The following is a 15,153-nucleotide window of genomic DNA, read 5'->3' as shown; positions in this document are numbered from 1 at the left end:
TTGAATGACGGAGACACAGGCGAAGTCGGGGAACGCGGGGACCTCGGCCAACCCGGTCGACGAGGAGGCCGCGAAGAGCGGCGCACCAGCGACCGGCCGCGCGGCCGTGGGTCGGGCGACCGTCCCCGCCGACGCGCCTGCCCCGAAGTTCACGAGGGCTCCCGGGATGGTTCCGCCGCCGGACAAGCCCGCCGAGGAGCCGGAGGCCACGGACAAGCCGGAGAAGCCGGCCGAGGCCACGAAGGTCGACGCCCCCAGCGCCGGCGGCACCGCCACGTCGACCGCGGCGCGGCCGGCGACGACCCAGCCGATCGCCGTCGGTGCCGGGCGCGCCACGACGACCGGCACGTCCGCCACGGCTGGCGCGACCGGCACGCAGCCCCTGGTCACCGGCAACACCGGCACGCAGCCGCGGGTGTCCGGGACGGCCCGGCCGCAGACGGACGCCCGTCCGGCTGGCCGTCCGCAGGGCGGGGGCCTTCCGCCGGGCATCAGCGGTGCGGCGGCCGTGGGCGCCGCGCGCGTGGGTGAGGCGGTACGCGCTGCGCGTACCTCGGTGACGTCGGCCGCCTCCCGCGGACCGCGCCGGGCACGGCTGAACCTGAGGCGGATCGACCCGTGGTCGGTGATGAAGTTCGCCTTCGCGGTGTCGGTGGTGCTCTTCATCGTCGTGGTGGTCGCGACCTCGGTGCTGTACCTGGCGCTGGACGCGATGGGCGTGTTCGCCAGCGTCAACGACAGCCTGACTGACCTGGTCAGCGCCGGCGGCGGCCAGAGCACCGGCGGGTTCCAGATCACCGCCCGGGGTGTGATCCTGAGTTCGGCGCTGATCGGCCTGGTGAACGTCGTGCTGTTCACGGCGCTGGCCACGCTCGGTGCGTTCATCTACAACGTGTGCGCCGACCTGGTGGGCGGCATCGAGCTGACGCTCGCCGAGCGCGACTGAGACGACCGGACGCCGGGTGCCGCCACGTGCGGCTCCCGGCGTTCCGCCGTCCGACCCCGGTACCGTGATCCACTCCGGTTGCGGCATCCTGCGGTATCCCGCGCCCCGGACACCGCAGGATGCGGCGTCTCGCGGTCGGCCTCCCCGGAAAGTCGGTGGGCGGGCCGCTCGGGGCTCGGGTAGGTTCAGGGGCGGCGAGGCCACGCGGCCAGGCCCACCCCGATTTGGGGGCGGCCCGGCGGATGGGTTAACCTTGCTCGTCGCTACGCGGGGCTATAGCTCAGTCGGTTAGAGCGCAGAGCTGATAACTCTGAGGTCGCTGGTTCGATTCCAGCTAGCCCCACCAGAGATCGTCCGACGGCACTGTCGAGCGTGAGGGGTCGCCCCAATGTTCAAGAAGCTGCTGATCCTGGTCGGTGTCGTCGGTGTGGCGGCCGTGGTGGCCAAGAAGATCAAGGCCTCCAACGACGAGCGCGCGCTGTGGCACGAGGCGACCACGGCGCCTGACCTGCGCTGAGCGCGTCTCTCTCCTGCCAGCACCAGGCGGCGTCGACCGCCCCCGGGGCCCTAGCTCAACTGGCAGAGCACTGCCTTTGCAAGGCAGGGGTTAGGGGTTCGAGTCCCCTGGGCTCCACGCATCTTTCTCACCTGCGGCTTGTAGCGGGATGTGGTCACCAGGCGAACTTGCCGGCGTAGCATCCGTCGAAACGGTGGACACGCAAGGCGGATTTTGGTCATACTTGTGACCATGACGACGCTGCCGTTGGGGGAAGTGAAGACCCGGCTCTCTGAGCTGGTGGGGCGGGTGCACGACCACCACGAGCGGGTGACGGTGACGGTGCACGGCCGGCCGTCCGCCGTGCTGGTTTCGGTGGAAGATCTTGAGCGGCTCGAGGAAACCGTCGCGGTTCTCGGAGATGCGGGTACCCTGCGACGGCTGGCCGACTCCGACGCGGAACTGGCCCGAGGTGAAGAGGTGTCCGCCGACCAGCTTGCGGAGACCATTCGCGCCCGTCGCGCCTCTGCCGCGTGAGTCGGCGGCTGCCGGAAGGTCCGTACACGCTGCGCGCCACGCCGACCGTCCGTCGAGCGCTCGCCGAACGGTTGCCAGAGGCCGTCGCGGTTGCCGCGTACGAGTTCATGACCGGGCCGTTGGTGCGAGAGCCCTACCGGGTCGGGAAGCGCTTGCTGCCGCCGTTGTCAGATCGGTTCAGTGCCCGTCGAGGCACCTACCGGATCATCTACCGCATCGACGACGATAACCACACCGTGACCGTTGTGGACATAGATCATCGAAGGGATGTCTACCGCTCCTGACGCCCCTGGCCCTCCGACGCCGGAGGCATTGAGTACGGTGAGCGCCGTGTCGATGAACGTGGCTGCCGAGGCCGCAGCCCTTGAGGCCGAGGTAGAGCAGTATCCGGACGAGCGGGGTGAGATCCTCCTCGAGGCTGCAGACACATGGCGCCGGGCGGGGCGGCTCGATCGCGCAGCCGATCTGCTGAACAGACTGATCGCTGACGGCGGCGAGGACGGCTGCTACGCCACGGTGCAGCTCGCAGAGGTGCGATTCGAGCAAGGCGACGCCGACGAGGCGCATGACGTGCTGGACCGCCTGGCTCGCGACGCGGCGACGAACGACGGTCACTGCACGCTGGTCGCCGAACTCCTCGCCGAGCGAGGCGATCTGCACGGTGCGTTGCGCTGGTACGACCGGGCGGTGGCCCGCCTGTCGACCGAGGAGTTGCGGGCGCTGAGCGGCTCGGATGGCTGGATGCAGATGTCGTCGGTGATGATTCGCGGCCGTCGTGAGGTCCGTCAGCAGTTGGGTCTGGTTCCGGACGCTACCGATGAGCTGGCTCCGGCGGCGCCGACGCAGCGGCGGCAGATCGTCGACGTGGATGGTGTGCGGGACGCCGTGAAGTCTGGACGGGTGCCACGGCAGGTGCGGATGGTGATCTTTCAGCGCCAGGAGCGGGCCGAGGCGCGACGGCGGTGGCCTCAGGAACACGCCGTGACCGACGACGAGCACTATCAGGCTGCGGAGCGCCGGTGGCGTGAGTTGACGAACAGCGGTGTGCCAGCCATCCGGGTGGTGCCGGCAACTGTCACCGGTCTCTGCGAGTTCGCGGACCGGGTTGGTGAGTCCGCCCTCGATCCGGCGCTCAAGACCCGCTACAGCGAGACCCTGCCGGAGGAGCACACAATCGCATGGCCGCCACCGCGCAACTCACCATGCTGGTGCGGATCGACGGCCAAGTACAAGAAGTGTTGCGGCCGAGCGGTCTGATCCGCGCACTCCGACGCGCGTCGCACACGGTAATCCGTCACGACCCGGGCCGGCCTGCGACCGCTGCTGCCGCTGCCAGGGGAAGCGGGTCACCGGCGATCGTGACGGTGTGGTTCGCATGGTGGTACCTCCGGCCCACCACATCATCCGGCCTGCTCACGGCCGCAATCGCACACGCTCTTCCACACCGAGGCTCAGTCGGCGACACCAACTATTGGTGGTCGAGGCAGCCGTCACCGTCGAAGTGGACGAACCGCAGCTCACGCGCAAGCGCGTTGATGGCCCGTTGGAGCTGGGTCTGGCCGACTCCTTCGTCCACGATGAATGCCAGCCAGCCTGATGCTGGTGGGGCGGCGTCGGAGGGCCGTGCGGAGGTCGTAGGCCGCGGCACGTTAGCGTCGGACGTGTGAGCACACCGCAAGTCCTGCCCGCCGACAGCGGCATCGCCGAGGCGGCTTCCGTCCTGCGTACCGGGGGGTTGGTGGCCTTCCCCACCGAAACCGTGTACGGGCTGGGCGCCAACGCGCTCGACGCGCGGGCGGTGGCCCGGATCTTCGAGGCCAAGGCACGGCCGAGCTTCGACCCGCTGATCACACACCTGGCCGAGGCGGCGGAGCTGGAGAAGCTGGTGGGCTCGGTGCCGGCGGCGGTGGCCGCGCTCGCCGAGCGGTTCTGGCCGGGGCCGCTGACCCTGATCGTGGATCGGCCGGCGGTGATCCCACCGATCGTCACGTCGGGTCTCGAGACGATGGCGGTGCGGGTGCCGGATCACGATGCCGCGCGGGCGTTGATCGCGGCGGCCGGGGTGCCGGTGGCCGCGCCGAGCGCCAACCGCTTCGGCCAGCTGAGCCCGACCCGGGCCGAGCACGTCGTACGCGGCCTGGGCGCGGCGGTGGACGTGGTGCTCGACGGCGGGTCGGCCCGCTGCGGCATCGAGTCGACGATCGTGGACATGCGGGGGGACCGGCCGGTGGTGCTGCGCCTCGGTGCGCTGCCGGTGGAGTCGCTGGAGGAGGCGGTCGGGCCGGTGGTCGTACGCCCGGGCAGCTCCGGGCAGCCGGTGGCGCCCGGCGCGCTCGCGGCGCACTACGCCCCGCGTACGCCGTTGCGGGTGGTCTCTGGCGCGGAGCCGGCGGCCGGCGACGGTGCCCGGCGGGGCTTCCTCGCGTTCCGGGACCGGCCGGCGGGCGACTGGGCCGAGGTGGCGGTGCTCTCCGCCGGCGGCGACCTGACCGAGGCGGCGGCCCGGCTGTTCGACGCGCTGCACCGGCTGGACAGCACCGGCGTCACCGAGATCGTCGCCGAGCCGGTGCCCGACGTGGGTGTCGGCCGGGCGATCAACGACCGGCTGCGCCGGGCGGCGGCCACCTGGCGGTGAACGTCCGCGCATGGGCCGCGACCGTGGGGGTAGGAGAAACGGCAACAACCCCCCGGAAGTGAGGTGTCATACCCATGCCGACCGCACGCGAGATCATGACCCAGGACGTGACCTGCGTCCGTGAGCAGGACGACCTCCGGACGGCGGCGAAGCAGATGGCCCAGTTGGGTGTCGGTTCGCTGCCGATCTGCGGGGACGACAACCGGCTCAAGGGAATGCTGACCGACCGCGACATCGTGGTGAAGGTGCTCGCCGAGGGCCGCGACCCGGCCAATGTCACCGCCGGTGAGCTGGCGCAGGGTGAGGCCGTCACCATCGGCGCCGACGACGACGCGGCCGAGATCCTGCGGACGATGAGCCAGTACAAGGTGCGCCGGCTGCCGGTGATCGACGGGCACGATCTCGTCGGCATCGTGGCCGTCGCCGACGTGGCCCGGTCCCTGCCGGATCGCCCGGTCGGTGACCTCATCGAGGCCATCTCCGAGCGCAGCTGACGGCACGGCACGACCGATCGCCGCCTCCGGCCCCGTGGCCGGCAGGCGGCGATCGCCACAAGGGACCACTCGCCGCCGACGTGCCGCCAAGATCCGGACAACTTCGGGGAAGTTGTGGCCTCCGGCCGCCGGGAGGCCGCTACTTCCCCGAAAGTGCGCGCCTCAGGACGGCAGCAGGGACACCGTTTCGCCGCGGGCGATGGTGCGGACGCCGCCGAGGCCGCGCCGGCGGGTCTCGGCGACGAAGTGGCCCAGCGGGGAGCGGAACACGGGGTAGTCGTCGTAGTGGATGGGCACGGTGAGGGTCGGCCGGATCAGTTCGACCAGGTCGGCGCCCTGCCGGCCGTCCATGGTGACCAGGATGCCGGCGATCTTCGTGCCGCCGAGGTGGATGAGCATCGCGTCGATGTCCGGGTAGCGCCCGGGGATGTCGGCCAGCAGCGGCTTGTTGAGGGTGTCGCCGGTGACGTGGAGCCGGAACGTGCGGGTGCCGTCGCGTTCCAGGTCGACGAGGGTGCCCATCACGTCGGGCAGCAGCCGGTCCAGCGGACCGGGACCGTGCTGGCCCGGCAGCGCGGTGAGCCGCAGAGTCGTCCCGCCCCGGTGCAGCTCCCGGGAGTGCCAGGTGGGCACACCGTCGGCGGCGCGGAATCCCCAGCGGCGCAGCTTCCGGCTCGCGGCGGGAGTGGTGACGATCGGAAGCGAACGGTCGAGTTCCCGGCGGGCGACCCGGTCGAAGTGGTCCCCGTGCAGGTGGGACAGGACCACCGCGTCCAGGGCGGGCAGTTGGGCGACCTCCATCGCCGGGTCCGTACGGCGGCGTGACCACAGGCCCTTGCCCAGGTACGCGCGCTGCCCCCGATGCAGGAAGTTCGGATCGGTGAGCAGGGTGAACCCCCCGATCCGCAGCACCGTGGTGGCGGTCCCGATGAACGTCACGTCCGCGTTCCCGCTCACGGGGACACCCGTACCCCTGATCGCTGGACTCACGCGGTCGGGGCGTCCGCGGGACGCTCCGCGGCCGACCGGTCCGGACCCGGCTGGCCGGCGGTAGCGCCGTCGGGACCACGCTGCCCGTCGGGTCCGGGTTGCCCGCCGGTCGGCCACCGGCGCAGCCGGTGCAGCAGGTCCGCGTCGGGTAGCAGCGGCAGGCGGTGCATCAGGTCGGTGGCGGCTCGCGGCGGGGCCGGCAGCCGCTCCACCAGCCGGGCCACGGCGCCGTTGGCGAGGGTGGCGCCGACCGCGGAGCCGGTGGCGATCGTCCAGCCGATCGGCCCGAGCGGGGTGCAGCCGAAGAACTGGCTGAGGCCGGGGGTCTGCACGACCAGCACGAGCACTCCCACCGATCCGGCGGTGGAGATGAGGACGCCGGGCGTGGTGCCGCCAGCCAGCAGGGTCTGGCCGAGCTGCGTACCGACCAGCGACACCAGGGCGACGGTGCCGGCCCGGCGGGGTGAACCGGCCGCCCACCGGGCCAGCGCCCAGCCGGCGGTGGCGCCGAGCGCGGTGGAGGTGGCGCGGACCCCGATCTCCCGGTCCAGGGTGGTGCCGAGGGAGGTGTCCGGTCCCTCCCGGAGCAGGGCCTCGCTGTGCTCGGGGCGCGGCGGGCGGACCGCGATGGCCAGCGCGGGGGCCAGGTCGGTGAGCAGGTTGACCAGCAGCAGTTGGCGGCCGTTGAGGGCGGAACGGCCGTCGGCGGCGGCGGTGACGATGCTGAACGCGATCTCGCCCAGGTTGCCGCCGACGAGGATGCTCAGCGCGTGCCGGACCGACGACCACATGGCCCGTCCCTCGGTCAGCGTGGCGATGATGGTCTCCAGCCGGTCGTCCATGACGACCAGGTCGGCGGCGGCCCGGGCGGCGGGGGTGCCGCGCTGGCCGAGCGCGATGCCGACGTCGGCGAGACGGATGGCCGGGGCGTCGTTCGCGCCGTCACCGGTCATCGCCACGCACCGGCCGCAGGCCTGCAACGCCTGGATGATCCGTACCTTGTGGGCGGGGGTGCACCGGGCGACCACGTCGGTGGTGACCAGTCGGGCGGCCATTGCCTCGTCGTCCAGGTCGTCGAGTTCCGCGGCGGTGACCACCCGCTGGCCGTCGCCGGGGCTGATCACCGACGCGATCGCCTCGGCGGTGGCGGGATGGTCGCCGGTGATCATCACGGTGTGCACGCCGGCCCTGCGGATGCTGGCGACGGCCGGCGCGGCGCTGGCGCGGATCCCGTCACCCAGCGCCAGGATCCCGACGAAGGTCAGGCCCCGGACGTCGTCGTCGGTGACGGTCTCGTCGTCCACGGCCCGTTCGGCGATCGCGAGGACCCGCTGCCCGGCCCCGGCGTGGCGGGTCAACTCGTGCTGCACCGCCGCCCGGTTGGGCTCGTCCATCGGCACCACGCCGGCCTCCGTGCGCCGGTTCACGCAGCGGGGCAGCACTGTCTCCGGGGCGCCCTTGAGACTGAGCAGCAGGCCTCCGTCGCAGGTGCCGACGGTGGCGTGGTAGCCGCGGGACGGCTCGAAGGGCAACCCTCCGACGGGGTGCCAGGCCGCCGCCCCGGTCTGCTCCACCGCGCCGGCCTCCCGCGCCGCCCGGCGAACCGCGCGGTCGGTCTGCTCCGGGAGCTGCTCCGGATCCTCGGCGTCCGGTGTGGCGCGGAGCGCGACCGCGAGCACCGTGCGCAGGTGGTCGTCGAGCCGGTCGACCGGGGCGTACCGGTCCCCGTCGCCGACGCCGGAGAGCACCAGCCGACCCTCGGTCAGCGTGCCGGTCTTGTCGAAGCAGAGGACGTCGACCCGACCGAGCGCCTCGATCGTGCGCGGGTTGCGGACCAGGGCGCCGTGCTCGGCCAGCCGCCGGGCCGCGGCGAGTTGCGCGGCGCTGACGAGGAACGGCAACCCCTCGGGCACCGACGCGACCGCCAGGTTCGCGGCGGTCGCGGCCGTCTCCGCCAGGGGTACGCCCCGAGCCACGCCGGCGCCCGCGACGGCGATCGCCGAGCCCAGCGCGAGCGGTACGGACTTGCTGGTCAGCCCGCCGAGCCGCGCCTCGACACCGCCGCTGGGCGCAGCGTGCCGGGCCAACGCCATGCTGCGCCCGGCCTCGGTGTCGGCACCGGTGGCGACGACGACCGCCCGGCCCTGCCCGGCGGCGACGGTGGTGCCCTCGTACACCATGGAGCGCCGCTCGGCGACGGCGGCCGCGGCGACCGGCTGGTCGGTCTTGCTCACCGGCAGCGACTCGCCGGTGAGTGAGGACTCGTCGGCCTCCAGCCCGACCGCCTCCAGGACCCGGCAGTCGGCGGGTACGGCGTCGCCCGGTTCGAGGACGATCACATCGCCGGGAACCAGCTCGTCGGCGGGCACCACGCGGTCGGTGCCGTCCCGCCGGACCCGGGCGGTGACCGCCGAGCGGGACAGCAGTTCGGCCAGGGAACGCTCGGTGTTGCGCTCGTGCACCGCGCCGACCAGGGCCGACCCGCCGAGCACACCGCCGACCAGGGCGGCGTCGACGAGCGAGCCGAAGGAGGCGGACAGCACCGCCCCGGCGGCGAGGACCGGGGTGAGCGGGTTGGCCAGCTCGTCGAGGAACGCCCGGAGCAGGGTGGACGGGGCGCGGCCGTCGGGTCCGACGCCGCCCCGCCGCCGGGCGGCCTCGGCGCACTCCAGGCCGTCGGGGGTGCTGTGGAGCTGGTCGAGGACCGTCTCCACCGGCATCAGGTGCCAGGGAACCGCCTTGCGCGGGGCGGGCGCGTCGGCCGGGTTGGGCAGGTGGTGAGCACGCCACACGCCGTTGGCGAACGCCAGCGCGGCGGTGCCGTTCACCGCCGCCAGGGTCCGGCCGGGGAGCAACTCCCGGTCGGTGGTGAACGCGGACAGGGCGCCGAGCCCGGTGCCGGCGAGCGCGAGCCGGATGTTCTGCGCGCTCATCCGCCGCGCCACGCCGGCCGCCTCCACCACCAGCGCGGACACCCGCGGATCGGTGCCGACCAGAAGGTGCGCACCCCACGGGGGCAACTCCTCGTCGCTGGCCATGCCGAGACCGCAGTCGGCGGCGCCGAGCGCCGTCCGGTCCCCGGACACCAGCATCACCACCGCGCCGTCCTGTTGCAGCCGGCGTACCGTCCCGGCGAGCTGCTCACCGCCGGGCAGGACGGCGTCGGCGAAGTCGTACCGGTCGGGGTCGTCGCCGGCCACGACCAGCCGCAGCCCCGCCCGCCGGGCGGCGGCCGGCAGGATGTCCACGCCCGGCGCGGGTTCCGCCTCGACCCGCAGCACCGCGACGAGCCGGTCATCGTGCGCCAGACCGAGCACCCGGCCGTCCGCCGCCCGTAGCCGCTCGCTCTCCGGGGTGTCCCCCGGGTCCGCGGCGCCGAGCGCCTCGACCGGACCGATCCGCCAGCCGTCGGCCTCCCGGCACGCGTCGGGCTCGTCCGGGTCGAAGAGCGCGAACGCGCGCGAGGCCACCTCGCCCGCGTCGGCGTCCCCGAGGGGAGCCAGGTCGGCCAGCAGCCCCCGGTCGGAGCCGAGCACGGCGGCGTCGAGAACCAACGTGTCGATCCGGTCGAGTTCCCGCAGCACGCCACGGTCCATGGCGATGACGCCGCGCCGCGCCAGCAGGTTCCCGAGTTGGGCGGCGTACCCCTCGCGACCCGAGCCGGGGGCCTTCGGCAGTGCGGAGAGGCCGAGCGCCGCGGCCCGCTTGCCGCCGACGAGCGGGGTGGCCGCCGCCGCGGCGACGGCGCCGGTGTGGAGCATCCGCGTCACGTACCTCTCGACCGGCCCGTCCGGCTTCGGCCGGGGCCGCTCGGAGTCCAGGGTGCGGGCGACGGCCCGCTCCGGGTCGCCGGTCAGCCGGGGTTCGGCCTTCGTCCACGCCGCGAGCTGAGCCCGGGCCTCACCCCACTGCACGACGCGCTGGGCACCATCGAGCACGATGCCGGTCCAACCGCCGGTCAGACCCTGCACCACCGCCTCGGCCAGCGGGAAGAGCAGATCGGCGCGGGGGTCGGCCCGCAGTCCGCGGTTGGCGAGGGCGTGCAGCTTCGGATGCAGGTCGACGGCGCCGAGCAGGCCGGCGACCTCGGCGGGGGCAGGGGTGAAGGGCAGGATCCGGGTCGCGGCCGAGATGGTGAGACCGAGCGCGTCGGACACGAGCGCGCCGAGCGTACGGGGGGTGCGCGGCCCCTCCTCGGGCGGATGCGGGGGCGGGATCTCCGGGTCGGGCTCGTGGGGACAGACGCGTTCGGCCCGGTCGACGGTCGCGATCAGGTCACGCAGCCTCGGCTCGGGCGACTCGACGGCGACGACCACCCGGCCGGACGGTGCGTTCACCCGCGCCCACGCCACGCCGGGCACTCCCTCAAGCGCCCGCTCGACCTGCCGGGCGAGGACGTCCCCGCCGTCCTGGCAGACGCCGTGCACCTCGATGTGGTGCCGGCCCGGACGGGACCAGACCCGACGGCGGGTCAGGCCGGCGGCCCCGGCCAGCCGGACCGCGGCCGAACCGAGATTCCGGGACGCCTCCCCCACCACCTGCGACACGGCGGCCGGAGGGCGAAGACGGCCGGCGACCCGGCCCAGCGGCGTCATCGAGGCGTACGACCGGACAGGTGCCGGCCCGACCCCCCGGTGCTGCTGTTCCCGCCGCCGAACTCCATCTCGCCTCCCATGCCTGCTCCTCCGGCGGGCTGGCTTCCCGGCCGGCCGTCCGTTATGCCCCGGGGAGCAGCAAAGTTTCCCCGGCCGGCCGGGTGTGGACGGGCGGGTCGGTGGAATCCGGGTGCCGTCGCCGTTCTAGTGGAGGTCGCAATGAGCACGCTGACGCGGGAGCTCAGCGGGGGACGCGAGACGGTCCGGGCGTTCAGCCGCCGGGTGGACGTCCCGGTGCTGGGTGAGGTGGCGGTGCCGCCGCCGGACAAGTTGGCGTACTACGCGGGCCTGGGGGTGCTGGCCGCGCTGCAGGTCATCGAATGGCCGCTCGCGCTGGTGATCACCGCCGGTCACCTGCTCGCGGACCAGCACCTGTCCGGGCTCGCCAAGGGGCTGGGCGAGGCGTTGGAGGCCGCGTAGTCACGCTTGACCTCAACCGCGGTTGAGGTCGCACGCTGGGCGGGTGCTGATCGATTGGCGATGGCCCGGCGAGAGCCGTGACCTGTGGTGGATGCCGGTGACGGGTGAGAGTCGGGGTGCCCGGTGACCGCCACGATGACGACCCCGGCCCCGCCCACGCCGGCCGGTGGGCTGTTCGCACCGCGGCTGCGGGCGATGACGGTGGGTGTCGTGGCGTTGGTCTCCCTGCTGGCGTTCGAGGCGCTGGCGGTCGGCACCGCCATGCCGACCGTCGCGCGCGGTCTCGACGGCATCGCCCTGTACGGCATCGCCTTCGGCGGGCCCTTCGCGGCCGGTGTGCTCGCCATGGTGCTGTCCGGGCTCTGGTCGGACATGCGCGGGCCGAGCGGCCCGGTGTGGCACGGCCTCGGGTGGTTCGTGGCGGGCCTGGTGGTGGCCGGGAGCGCCACCTCCATGGAGGTCCTGGTGGTCGGCCGGGTGGTGCAGGGGTTCGGGTCCGGCCTGCTGTCAGTGGCGCTGTACGTGGTCGTGGGGCGCGTGTACCCGGAGCGGTTGCACCGGCGGATCTTCGCCGCGTTCGCGGCGGCGTGGGTCGTGCCGTCCCTGGTCGGCCCGGCCGTGGCGGGCCTGGTGGTCGAGCACCTCGGCTGGCGCTGGGTCTTCCTGGCGGTGCCGGCGGTGGCCGTACCGGCGGGCCTGCTGATCGGTCCGGGGCTGCGGGCGGTCGGCGCGGTACCGGCGGCCGGTCGTCCGGCTGGCGCGCTGACCCGGCTCGGCTGGGCCGGAGCGGCGGCGGTGAGCGCCGCACTGTTGCACGTCGGGGGGCAGCAGCGCGGGATCACCGCCGTCGCGCTGGTGGGGGCGGCGCTGGCCGGGCTCCTGGTCAGCGCGCCCCGGCTGCTGCCGGCGGGATTCCTCCGGGCCGGCCGGGGCCTGCCCACCGTGATCGGGCTGCGCGGGCTGGCGTCCGCCGCGTTCGTCGCCGCCGAAGTGGTGATCCCGCTGATGCTCACGCGGGAGCGGGGTCTGTCGCCCACCGCCGCCGGGCTGGTCCTCACCGCGGGCGCGCTGGCCTGGTCGGGTGGCTCGTGGCTGCAGGGGCGGATGCCGGTGCCACGCTCCCGCGCGACGCTGCCGACGGTCGGCCTCGCCTGCATCACCCTCGGCACCGCCGTGGTGACGTCCGCCCTGGTGCCGGCCGCGCCGGTGTGGGTCGCCGTCCTCGGGTGGGCGGGGGCGGGGCTGGGGATGGGCCTGCTCTACCCCTCGCTGTCGGTGCTCACGCTGGAGCTGTCCGCCCCCGGGGAGCAGGGCCGGAACAGCTCGTCCCTGCAACTGGGGGACTCGCTCTTCGCGGCGACCGTCCTGGCCCTGACCGGTGCGCTGCTCGCCGCGAGCGCGGCACCCGGTCCGGGCAGCTACGCCGGCACGCTGGCGGTCGCCGCCGGGCTGGGGCTGCTGGGCGCTCTGCTGGCCCACCGGGTGGTGCCGGCGACGCGGTGAGCGGGACGACGGTCAGGGGAAAACGCCGCGGCGACCGGGCCCGGCCCGAGAGGATGACGGGCGATGGAGTTCCTCGGCACCTTCCCGATGGCCGTCGTGATGGTCGCCGGGACCCCGCTGGTCGCGGCGGTGTTCCTCGCCTCCGCCGAGCGGCCACGCGCCGCGTCGCTGGGGTATCTGGCCGGTGCGACCGTCGTCGTCGCCGCTGGCACGACGCTGAGCTGGCTGGCCACCCGCACGGTCAAGGTCAATCTGACCGCAGGCGGCGCCGATCGCCGGACGATCGAGGGCTGGATCGACTGGTTCGTCATCGCGGTGCTGGTCGTGCTGGCGGTGGTCGTGTTCGTCCGGCGACACCGCGGTGGCACGCCGTCCTGGATCGACCGGTTACAGCGGTCCGGCCCGGCGTACGCGGCCCGGCTGGCGGCGCTGCTCCTCGGTGCGATGCCCGCGGACGACCTCACCATGCTCAGCGCGGGCGCGAGCACGGCCCGGCACGACCTGCCGTGGTGGCACCTGCTGCCGTTCGTCCTGCTCACCGTGCTGCTGCTGGCGGTGCCGCTGCTGGCGCTGCTCCTGCTCGGTCCGCGGGCGGCGGCGGTGCTGCCCCGGATGCGGGACTGGGCCGACCGGCACTCCTGGCTGATCAGCGAGGTGGTGATCGCGCTGTTCCTCGCGCTGACGTTGCAGGACGCGCTCCAGTGAGCCGGCTCTCGCCGGGTCACGTGCCGCCGTCCGGCCCCGTCTACCGGTGTGGAACAGCCTGAACGCGGAGGAGGACGGCATGCGGGTCCTGGTGACCGGCGCGGGTGGACGGCTGGGGCGGGTCGTCGTGCCCCGGCTGCTCGACGAGGGGTGGAGCGTACGGGCGACGAGCCGGCACGCCCGCGACGAGCCGACGGTCGAGTGGGTGTCGGTGGACCTGGCGACCGGGGAGGGGTTGCGAGCGGCGGTCGCCGGCGTCGACGCGGTCCTGCACCTGGCGTCCGCGCCGAACGGGCGGCAGACCTACCGGGTCGACGTGCTCGGCACGCGCCGGCTGGTCGTCGCCGCCGGGGAGGCCGGCGTCCGCCACCTGGTGTACGTGTCGATCGTGGGCGTGGACCGGGTGCCGATCCCCTACTACCGGCACAAGCGGGATGCCGAGCAGGTGGTGGGCGCCGGTGAGGTGCCGTGGACGGTGCTGCGGGCCACCCAGTTCGGTGGGTTCCTCGACGAGATGCTGCGGGGTGCGAGCCGGCTCGGGCCGGTGATCGGGGACCGGGCGGTGGTCGCCCAGCCGGTCGACCCGCGCGATGTCGCGGAGCGGCTGGTGCAGCGGCTCACCGCCGGCCCGCTGCGGGCGGTCGAGGAGTACGGCGGGCCGCAGGTGCTCCGGTTCGACGAGGCGGTCCGGGCGTGGAACGCGGCCCGGGGTACGCGCCGACCGCTGCTGGCGGTGCGCGTACCCGGTCGGTTGGGCCGGGAACTGCGGGCGGGCGGGCTGGTCACCGGGGCGGCTCCGCGCGGCATCCGCACCTGGTCGGAGTACCTGAGCGACACGTATGGGGGAACCGGCGCAAAGTGAACGTTCGCGCCGTTCACGTCCGGCCTACGGTGGCGCCATGTTCGCCATGGTGACCACCGTGATCCTGTACGTCGGCGGGTTCGTCTTCCTCTACGGGGTGATCCGGCTCGCGATCCGGCACGCGCTGGAGGAGATGGAGGTGCGCCGGATCCAGGCCGAGCGCGCCGCGGAGCTGGCCGCCCACCGCGACCGCACCCTGCTCCGCGAGAACGGCTTCCTCACCGGCAGCTGAGGTGTAAGGAAGGGCCCCTTATTAACGCCTGCGGTAGAGGAAGGGTCCCTTGTTAACACGACAGTCGGCACCGCCGGTCGGTGGGCGGTTCCCCATCACGGGTGCGAGGATCGCACCCGTGATGGGGACGCTGAAGACCGAATCTGCCCGTACCCGCCCGGACCTGCTCGCCGCGCCGGTGGCCGCCGCCCTCGCGCAGTGGCCCGCCGACGCTCCGGTGGACGTCGACGACGTGCTGGCGGCGCCGATCGACGCCGATCTGGCCGACACGGCGGCGTTCTGCGAGGCGTACGACGTGGGCCTCGACGTGTCGGCCAACTGCGTGGTGGTCGCCGGCAAGCGCGAGGGCCTCGTGCGCTACGCGGCCTGCGTCGTGCTCGCGACCACTCGGGCGGATGTGAACAACGTGGTCCGGCGGGCGCTCGACGTGCGCAAGGCGAGCTTCGCCCCGATGGCCGACGCGGTGGAGTCGACCGGCATGGAGTACGGCGGCATCACGCCCATCGGCCTGCCCGAGGAGTGGCCGATCCTGGTCGACGCGCGGGTGATCGCCACCCCGCATGTGATCATCGGCTCCGGAGTGCGGCACAGCAAGATCGCGCTGCCCGGCCCGGCGCTCGGTGCGCTACCGAACGCCCGCGTGCTCGACGACCTGGCCCGACCCGCCTGAGCGGCGGG

The 15,153-nt window shown here is 73.8% G+C and carries 16 protein-coding genes and 2 tRNA genes; 16 read left to right on the top strand and 2 right to left on the bottom strand.

Annotation, left to right across the window (positions count from 1 at the left end; all coding sequences use genetic code 11):
* Positions 1 to 4 precede the first annotated feature (4 nt).
* From ACN26Y_RS07540 to ACN26Y_RS07495, 10 genes are all read left to right on the top strand, one after another.
* Entirely contained in the window at positions 5 to 946 is a 942-nt protein-coding gene (locus ACN26Y_RS07540; RefSeq protein ID WP_155329591.1) for a DUF3566 domain-containing protein, read from the top strand.
* Positions 947 to 1,215: 269 nt separating this feature from the next.
* Positions 1,216 to 1,292 (top strand) — tRNA-Ile (locus ACN26Y_RS07535).
* 42 nt (positions 1,293 to 1,334) lie between these two features.
* Entirely contained in the window at positions 1,335 to 1,463 is a 129-nt protein-coding gene (locus ACN26Y_RS07530; RefSeq protein ID WP_208862918.1) for a DLW-39 family protein, read from the top strand.
* 44 nt (positions 1,464 to 1,507) lie between these two features.
* Positions 1,508 to 1,580 (top strand) — tRNA-Ala (locus ACN26Y_RS07525).
* Positions 1,581 to 1,694: 114 nt separating this feature from the next.
* Positions 1,695 to 1,979: a type II toxin-antitoxin system Phd/YefM family antitoxin gene (locus tag ACN26Y_RS07520; protein ID WP_091614758.1), complete on the top strand. Its 285-nt coding sequence runs from the start codon at positions 1,695 to 1,697 to the stop codon at positions 1,977 to 1,979.
* On the top strand, positions 1,976 to 2,263 hold the full coding sequence (locus ACN26Y_RS07515) for a type II toxin-antitoxin system RelE family toxin (RefSeq protein WP_230688916.1): 288 nt from the start codon (positions 1,976 to 1,978) through the stop codon (positions 2,261 to 2,263). The genes ACN26Y_RS07520 and ACN26Y_RS07515 overlap by 4 nt, the downstream gene beginning before the upstream one ends.
* 52 nt (positions 2,264 to 2,315) lie before the next feature.
* Positions 2,316 to 3,236 carry an SEC-C metal-binding domain-containing protein gene (locus ACN26Y_RS07510; protein ID WP_370463349.1) on the top strand — a complete coding sequence of 307 codons (921 nt, stop codon included), beginning with the start codon at positions 2,316 to 2,318 and terminating at the stop codon, positions 3,234 to 3,236.
* 217 nt (positions 3,237 to 3,453) lie between these two features.
* A complete protein-coding gene (locus ACN26Y_RS07505; RefSeq protein WP_255456163.1) occupies positions 3,454 to 3,576 on the top strand; it encodes a hypothetical protein in 123 nt (40 codons plus the stop codon).
* Positions 3,577 to 3,660: 84 nt separating this feature from the next.
* Positions 3,661 to 4,614, top strand: a complete 954-nt coding sequence (locus ACN26Y_RS07500; protein ID WP_155333977.1) for an L-threonylcarbamoyladenylate synthase — start codon at positions 3,661 to 3,663, stop codon at positions 4,612 to 4,614.
* A 74-nt stretch (positions 4,615 to 4,688) separates the two neighbouring features.
* Positions 4,689 to 5,108, top strand: coding sequence for a CBS domain-containing protein (locus ACN26Y_RS07495; RefSeq protein WP_422734518.1), 420 nt, complete (start codon positions 4,689 to 4,691; stop codon positions 5,106 to 5,108).
* A 162-nt stretch (positions 5,109 to 5,270) separates the two neighbouring features.
* On the opposite strand, the gene ACN26Y_RS07490 is transcribed toward ACN26Y_RS07495, so the two are convergent.
* The gene (locus tag ACN26Y_RS07490) at positions 5,271 to 6,065 is read right to left on the bottom strand and encodes an MBL fold metallo-hydrolase (protein WP_422734517.1); all 795 of its coding nucleotides are present in this window, start codon (positions 6,063 to 6,065) and stop codon (positions 5,271 to 5,273) included.
* A 29-nt stretch (positions 6,066 to 6,094) separates the two neighbouring features.
* A complete protein-coding gene (locus ACN26Y_RS07485; RefSeq protein ID WP_422734516.1) occupies positions 6,095 to 10,693 on the bottom strand; it encodes an HAD-IC family P-type ATPase in 4,599 nt (1,532 codons plus the stop codon).
* Positions 10,694 to 10,912: 219 nt separating this feature from the next.
* Here ACN26Y_RS07485 and ACN26Y_RS07480 point away from each other — a divergent pair, with 219 nt between their 5' ends.
* From ACN26Y_RS07480 to ACN26Y_RS07455, 6 genes are all read left to right on the top strand, one after another.
* On the top strand, positions 10,913 to 11,173 hold the full coding sequence (locus ACN26Y_RS07480) for a hypothetical protein (RefSeq protein ID WP_155329576.1): 261 nt from the start codon (positions 10,913 to 10,915) through the stop codon (positions 11,171 to 11,173).
* 123 nt (positions 11,174 to 11,296) lie between these two features.
* Entirely contained in the window at positions 11,297 to 12,676 is a 1,380-nt protein-coding gene (locus ACN26Y_RS07475) for an MFS transporter (protein ID WP_422734515.1), read from the top strand.
* 63 nt (positions 12,677 to 12,739) lie between these two features.
* Entirely contained in the window at positions 12,740 to 13,381 is a 642-nt protein-coding gene (locus ACN26Y_RS07470; RefSeq protein ID WP_155329575.1) for a GAP family protein, read from the top strand.
* Between the two features lie 79 nt (positions 13,382 to 13,460).
* The gene (locus ACN26Y_RS07465; RefSeq protein ID WP_155333974.1) at positions 13,461 to 14,243 is read left to right on the top strand and encodes an SDR family oxidoreductase; all 783 of its coding nucleotides are present in this window, start codon (positions 13,461 to 13,463) and stop codon (positions 14,241 to 14,243) included.
* 37 nt (positions 14,244 to 14,280) lie between these two features.
* Positions 14,281 to 14,475, top strand: coding sequence for a hypothetical protein (locus ACN26Y_RS07460; RefSeq protein WP_155329574.1), 195 nt, complete (start codon positions 14,281 to 14,283; stop codon positions 14,473 to 14,475).
* Positions 14,476 to 14,596: 121 nt separating this feature from the next.
* On the top strand, positions 14,597 to 15,145 hold the full coding sequence (locus ACN26Y_RS07455; RefSeq protein ID WP_155333973.1) for a YbaK/EbsC family protein: 549 nt from the start codon (positions 14,597 to 14,599) through the stop codon (positions 15,143 to 15,145).
* Positions 15,146 to 15,153: the final 8 nt, after the last annotated feature.

The organism is Micromonospora sp. WMMD558 (genome assembly GCF_049315255.1).
Classification (GTDB): Bacteria; Actinomycetota; Actinomycetes; order Mycobacteriales; family Micromonosporaceae; genus Micromonospora.
This window is presented reverse-complemented; position numbering and strand designations above follow the sequence as displayed.

What these genes read in the sequence shown, in the direction of transcription:
- ACN26Y_RS07510 (WP_370463349.1), top strand. Translation starts at nt 2,316, where the DNA reads ATGAACGTGGCTGCCGAGGCCGCAGCCCTTGAGGCCGAGGTAGAGCAG.
- ACN26Y_RS07530 (WP_208862918.1), top strand. Translation starts at nt 1,335, where the DNA reads ATGTTCAAGAAGCTGCTGATCCTGGTCGGTGTCGTCGGTGTGGCGGCC.
- ACN26Y_RS07465 (WP_155333974.1), top strand. Translation starts at nt 13,461, where the DNA reads ATGCGGGTCCTGGTGACCGGCGCGGGTGGACGGCTGGGGCGGGTCGTC.
- ACN26Y_RS07460 (WP_155329574.1), top strand. Translation starts at nt 14,281, where the DNA reads ATGTTCGCCATGGTGACCACCGTGATCCTGTACGTCGGCGGGTTCGTC.
- ACN26Y_RS07470 (WP_155329575.1), top strand. Translation starts at nt 12,740, where the DNA reads ATGGAGTTCCTCGGCACCTTCCCGATGGCCGTCGTGATGGTCGCCGGG.
- ACN26Y_RS07485 (WP_422734516.1), bottom strand. Translation starts at nt 10,693, where the DNA reads ATGACGCCGCTGGGCCGGGTCGCCGGCCGTCTTCGCCCTCCGGCCGCC.
- ACN26Y_RS07455 (WP_155333973.1), top strand. Translation starts at nt 14,597, where the DNA reads ATGGGGACGCTGAAGACCGAATCTGCCCGTACCCGCCCGGACCTGCTC.
- ACN26Y_RS07480 (WP_155329576.1), top strand. Translation starts at nt 10,913, where the DNA reads ATGAGCACGCTGACGCGGGAGCTCAGCGGGGGACGCGAGACGGTCCGG.
- ACN26Y_RS07520 (WP_091614758.1), top strand. Translation starts at nt 1,695, where the DNA reads ATGACGACGCTGCCGTTGGGGGAAGTGAAGACCCGGCTCTCTGAGCTG.
- ACN26Y_RS07495 (WP_422734518.1), top strand. Translation starts at nt 4,689, where the DNA reads ATGCCGACCGCACGCGAGATCATGACCCAGGACGTGACCTGCGTCCGT.
- ACN26Y_RS07540 (WP_155329591.1), top strand. Translation starts at nt 5, where the DNA reads ATGACGGAGACACAGGCGAAGTCGGGGAACGCGGGGACCTCGGCCAAC.